The 4,251-nt window shown below is 65.3% G+C and carries 5 protein-coding genes and 1 pseudogene; 2 read left to right on the forward strand and 4 right to left on the reverse strand.

Annotation, left to right across the window (positions count from 1 at the left end; all coding sequences use genetic code 11):
- On the forward strand, positions 1-524 hold a 524-nt coding region (locus SX243_25300), incomplete at its 5' end, for a hypothetical protein (protein ID MDY7096306.1).
- A gap of 86 nt (positions 525-610) precedes the next feature.
- Here SX243_25300 and SX243_25305 read toward each other — a convergent pair.
- From SX243_25305 to SX243_25320, 4 genes and pseudogenes are all read right to left on the reverse strand, one after another.
- Entirely contained in the window at positions 611-1,588 is a 978-nt protein-coding gene (locus SX243_25305) for a succinylglutamate desuccinylase/aspartoacylase family protein (GenBank protein ID MDY7096307.1), read from the reverse strand.
- Positions 1,557-1,856, reverse strand: coding sequence for a hypothetical protein (locus SX243_25310; protein ID MDY7096308.1), 300 nt, complete (start codon positions 1,854-1,856; stop codon positions 1,557-1,559). The genes SX243_25305 and SX243_25310 overlap by 32 nt, the downstream gene beginning before the upstream one ends.
- Positions 1,763-2,281: pseudogene (locus SX243_25315) on the reverse strand (RimK/LysX family protein). The gene SX243_25310 and the pseudogene SX243_25315 overlap by 94 nt, the downstream one beginning before the upstream one ends.
- Positions 2,185-2,838: a hypothetical protein gene (locus tag SX243_25320; protein MDY7096309.1), complete on the reverse strand. Its 654-nt coding sequence runs from the start codon at positions 2,836-2,838 to the stop codon at positions 2,185-2,187. Before SX243_25320 ends, SX243_25315 begins: the two are co-directional and overlap by 97 nt.
- Positions 2,839-3,109: 271 nt before the next feature.
- Between SX243_25320 and SX243_25325 the strand changes: the two genes are divergently transcribed.
- Entirely contained in the window at positions 3,110-4,123 is a 1,014-nt protein-coding gene (locus SX243_25325; GenBank protein ID MDY7096310.1) for a mechanosensitive ion channel, read from the forward strand.
- Positions 4,124-4,251 lie beyond the last annotated feature (128 nt).

The following is a 4,251-nucleotide window of genomic DNA, read 5'->3' on the forward strand; positions in this document are numbered from 1 at the left end:
AAGAGGAGCACCGCCAGGCGCTGCGCGAGGCGTTGGCGCAGCCCGCCCTCTTCGCGGCTGTGCTCGAACGCTATGCTGCAGAACCGCAGGTTCCTCGGCGCCTGCACCACGTTCTGGTGCGCGACCACGGCATCACCGACGCCGCCAGCGGCCGGGCAGCGGAGATCTTCCTACGCTCGGCACGCTATGCCGGAGTACTGGACGCGGAAGGGCGCATGCTCACCCCATCGACGGCGACCCCCGGATCCTCCGAAGAAGCCCCTTCCGTTGGTTCTGGAGCCGCGGCCCCTGCAGAACCGGCCCCCACCCACCCATCTATCCGGCCGGCTTCAGCGGCGGATTCAGAAGGGCTAGCCCAGGAGTCGAGAGGTGGAGAAGCCGCTACTCAGCGCTTCGAGATCTCCCTAGGAGCCGGCCGCCGGGCGGTGTTGGAGCTACCGGCGGAGATGCGGCCTCGGGATCTGGAGCTTCTGCGCAAACAGCTGGAGGTGTTGGAGCTGCAGGTGGGAGAGGACGACTCCTAGCAGCCCGTGGCAAAAGTCGAGCCGCGCTGCGAGCGGCCCTTTTCCGCCGAATCTTCGTTCGAGAACCTCGCCGATGCCCGGAATCGCTATTCAGTCATCGCCAGGTGCAGCAAGGCGTCGCCCTGGTGCACCAGGGGGTTGTTGGTGAAGCCGATGACCATGCCGGCGGCGGGAGCTCGGATGAGCCGGCGGGTGGGGGAGAGGGGGTCGCTGATGTGGCCCAAGGTTTGGTTCTTCTGCACGCGCTCACCGAGCTTCACGTCGAGGTAGGCGATGCCGCTTTGGCTGGCCCGGATCCAGCGAGTCTTGGCGGTCTCGAGAGCCGGAGAAACGGTCTTGGAATGCTCGCCCTCGGGCCACAGGTCCAGCTCGGTGAGCACGCGGAGCACGCCGCGCACTCCCACCGCGATGGAGTCGTCGTCGAAACGCATGGGCTCACCGGCCTCGTAGACCACCATGGGAATCTTCTGCTTGCGGGCGGCGGCACGGAGGGAGCCCCGGAGGCTGCCGGCGTCGTAGATCAGGGGAGCGCCAAAGGCTTCGGCCAGGCGGCGCACTTCCGGGTTCTCGAGGTTGCCCCGGATCTGGGGCAGGTTGGTCCGATGCTGGGAACCGGTGTGGAGGTCGATGCCGTAGTGACACTGATTCACCACTTGGGTCATGAAGAGGTGGGCCAGACGGGAGGCTAGGGAGCCGCGGGGAGACCCGGGAAAGGAGCGGTTGAGGTCCCGGCGGTCGGGGAGGTAGCGGTCCTGTTGAACAAAGCCGAAGACGTTGACCACCGGCACCGCCAGCACGGCGCCGCGGAGGGTCCCCGGGTCGAGGTGGTCGAGAACCTGGTTGATGATCTCCACCCCGTTGAGCTCGTCACCGTGGATGGCGGCGTCGAGCCAAACCCGGGGACCGGGCGTGGCACCGTGAATCACCGCCACCGGCAGCTTCAGCCAGGTGCCGGTAAAGAGGCGAGCCAGGGGCAGCTCCAGGCGGGCGAAGCTGCCCGGAGCCACCGTGCTCTCGCCGATGCGGATAGGCTCAGACGCCCACGGTGTCGCGGGTTTTGCCACGAACGGCCTTGCGCTCCAGGAATTCGATGATCTTGTCCGCCACGTCGACATTGGAGGCTTTCTCGATGCCTTCGAGGCCCGGGGAGGAGTTCACCTCCAGCACCATCGGGCCGCGGCTGGGGCGCAGCATGCCGATGCCGGCTCGGGCGAGGAGCTGGAGCGAGCCTTGCCGGTGGACGGACGAACTTTGCGTTCGTCCACCAGCGGCGCTTCGACGATCACCGGCCGGGAGCTCCGCTGCTCGGGATGCACCTCGAAGCGCACCCACGACTGTCCCTCGCGCTCGAAGCGTTGGATGTCCCAGGCGTGAAGAGAAGAAGTACGGGCTCCGGTGTCGACTTTGACCTTGATGCGCTCGATCCCGAGAGCCGGCAGGGCGAGCCATTCTCGCCAGCCAATGCGGGGGAGGTTACGGGGTCTCTTGGAGCGGGACCGGGTACTGTGGGGAGTCGTGCTGGGGGAACGGGGCTTGGCGGGCAAATGAAGCTCCTGGGCCCTCTGCGAGCACGAAAAACTCCGCGGTGTCTTGGGAACCGAGACCGGTTCTGGGACACCGCGGAGCTTGAGCCCGGAGGGCGCTTCCGATAGCGGAGGGCTTACCGGAAGGATTCGAAAAGATCGAAGTTCTGCGCGCCGTCGGTGTTCGGGTCGACACCGCCGACAGCACCCCACCGCACGAAGTCGATGGCGCACTCGTCGTTGTCCAGGTTGGGGACGGTCTCGATCAGAGTACCGTCGAGCCAAACGCGCATCTCACCGTCCGCGGCGCCAGGGCCGGAAGCGGCGGTCCAGTCGACCTCGAGGACCGAGGGGCCTTCGGGCAGGGTGATCCAGGCGGTGCGCTGCCATTCGGCGCTGGCCGGGTTCATGTGGGACTTGATGCGGAAGAAGTTGTCCGTGCCGTTCTTGCGGTAGGTGACGTTGATGCAGCGATACTGGCTGGGAGTCTCCCGGAAGGCAGTGAACTGCTTGTACCGCTTGTTGTCATCCATGATGATCTCGTTGGGATCGAAGCGGTAGCGGAAGACGTAGTGGGTCTCGCCACTGGGAGAAGCGTCTTCGACGTAAGCGCGAGTCGTGGATGCCGGGGTGAAGTTGATGGCCATACCGAAGCTGCCGTCGATGGCAGCGCCGCCGGTGACATCCAGGGTCGTGGCGGTGGCGGGCACGGTGGCGACGACCATCGCGATAGCCAGCAAAGCACCCAAAAGGAGCTGGCGGCTGTTGCTCGATGCGAAGACCTCACTCATGATTTTCCTCCGAGAAATGGGCTCGATTTAACGTCGTCTATTGTAAGTCAGGTTGCCCCACTTCGGCAACCCACCGGCCAGTGTTCCATCCGGCACTCGGCTTTCGCGGCAGCCACGGGGGCTCCGGAGCCAGTTCACCAGGAGGTCCATGCACCTTGCCCGCTCTGCCCTTTTTCGAGCATCTCTGATGCGGCTTCGGATGCTAGGATCTTCCAAGCTTGCTCAGTATTCTACTGAGGTTTGAGCAGATGTACAGCCCGTCGAGCAAACCTTGAAGCCAGGAATCATCGAAGAGATCACCGCCTGGGCCGAGTCCCTGGTGGCCGCGGCGCCGAATTTTCACGCCCGCTTTCTCCTCACTCTGCTGATTATCGCCCTGCTCTGGCTGCTCCGGCACCTGGTGGTGACGGCGGTAGAGCGGCTGGACCCCAATCCCACCCATCATTACCATCTGCGCAAGCTTTCGGCCTACGGCGCGACGCTCTTGGGCTTCCTGCTGCTGGGTTTGGTGTGGTTCGAGCAGTTCCGCTCCATCTCCACCTTCCTCGGTCTGCTGTCGGCGGGCCTGGCCATCGCCCTCAAGGACCTGGTGCTGGGCTTCGCCGGCTGGATGTTCATCCTCGTGCGCAAGCCCTTCGAGCTCGGAGACCGCATCGAGATCGGCGGCTTGCGGGGGGACGTCATCGACATCCGGCTGTTCAAGTTCACCCTCATGGAGGTGGGCAATTGGGTGGCGGCGGAGCAGAGCACCGGCCGGGTCATCCACGTGCCCAACGGCCAGGTGTTGAGCGGCGTGATGATGAATTACTCCCGCGGCTTCGCCTATCTCTGGCACGAGCTGCCGATCATGGTCACCTTCGAGAGCGATTGGCGCCAGGCCAAGGAGATTCTCACCGAGATCGTCAACGACAAGGCGGGGCATCTGGCGGAGGAGGCGGCGCGGGAGCTCAAGCGGGCCTCACGGCGCTATTTGCTGCACTACCGGCAGCTGACCCCCATCGTCTACACCAAGATCGCCGACAGCGGCGTGCTCCTGACTCTGCGCTTCCTCAGCCCGCCCCGGGGCCGGCGCTCGCTGGAGCAGGCGATCTGCGAGGCGATCTTGGATCGCTTCCACGAGTGCCCGCGCATCGATCTCGCCTATCCCACCCAGCGCTTCTATGAGCACGTCCGGGAAGGCAAGCCGGAGCTGCGGATGTCGGAGGAAGCGCCGGCGCAGCCGCGGATGGTCTCCGCCCTCGACGAGCCTGCCGGGAGTGGGCCCACCGCTGACTCCAAGTCCTGAAGCTGCTGAATTCCGGAGCGACTGTCAGAGATTGCGCCGGTACTCGCCCCCCACCTCGTAGAGGGCGTGGGTGATCTGCCCCAGGGAGCAATGCTCCACCGCGTCCATCAGGGCGGCGAAGAGGTTGC

Source organism: Acidobacteriota bacterium (genome assembly GCA_034211275.1).
Taxonomy (GTDB): Bacteria; Acidobacteriota; Thermoanaerobaculia; order Multivoradales; family JAHZIX01; genus JAGQSE01.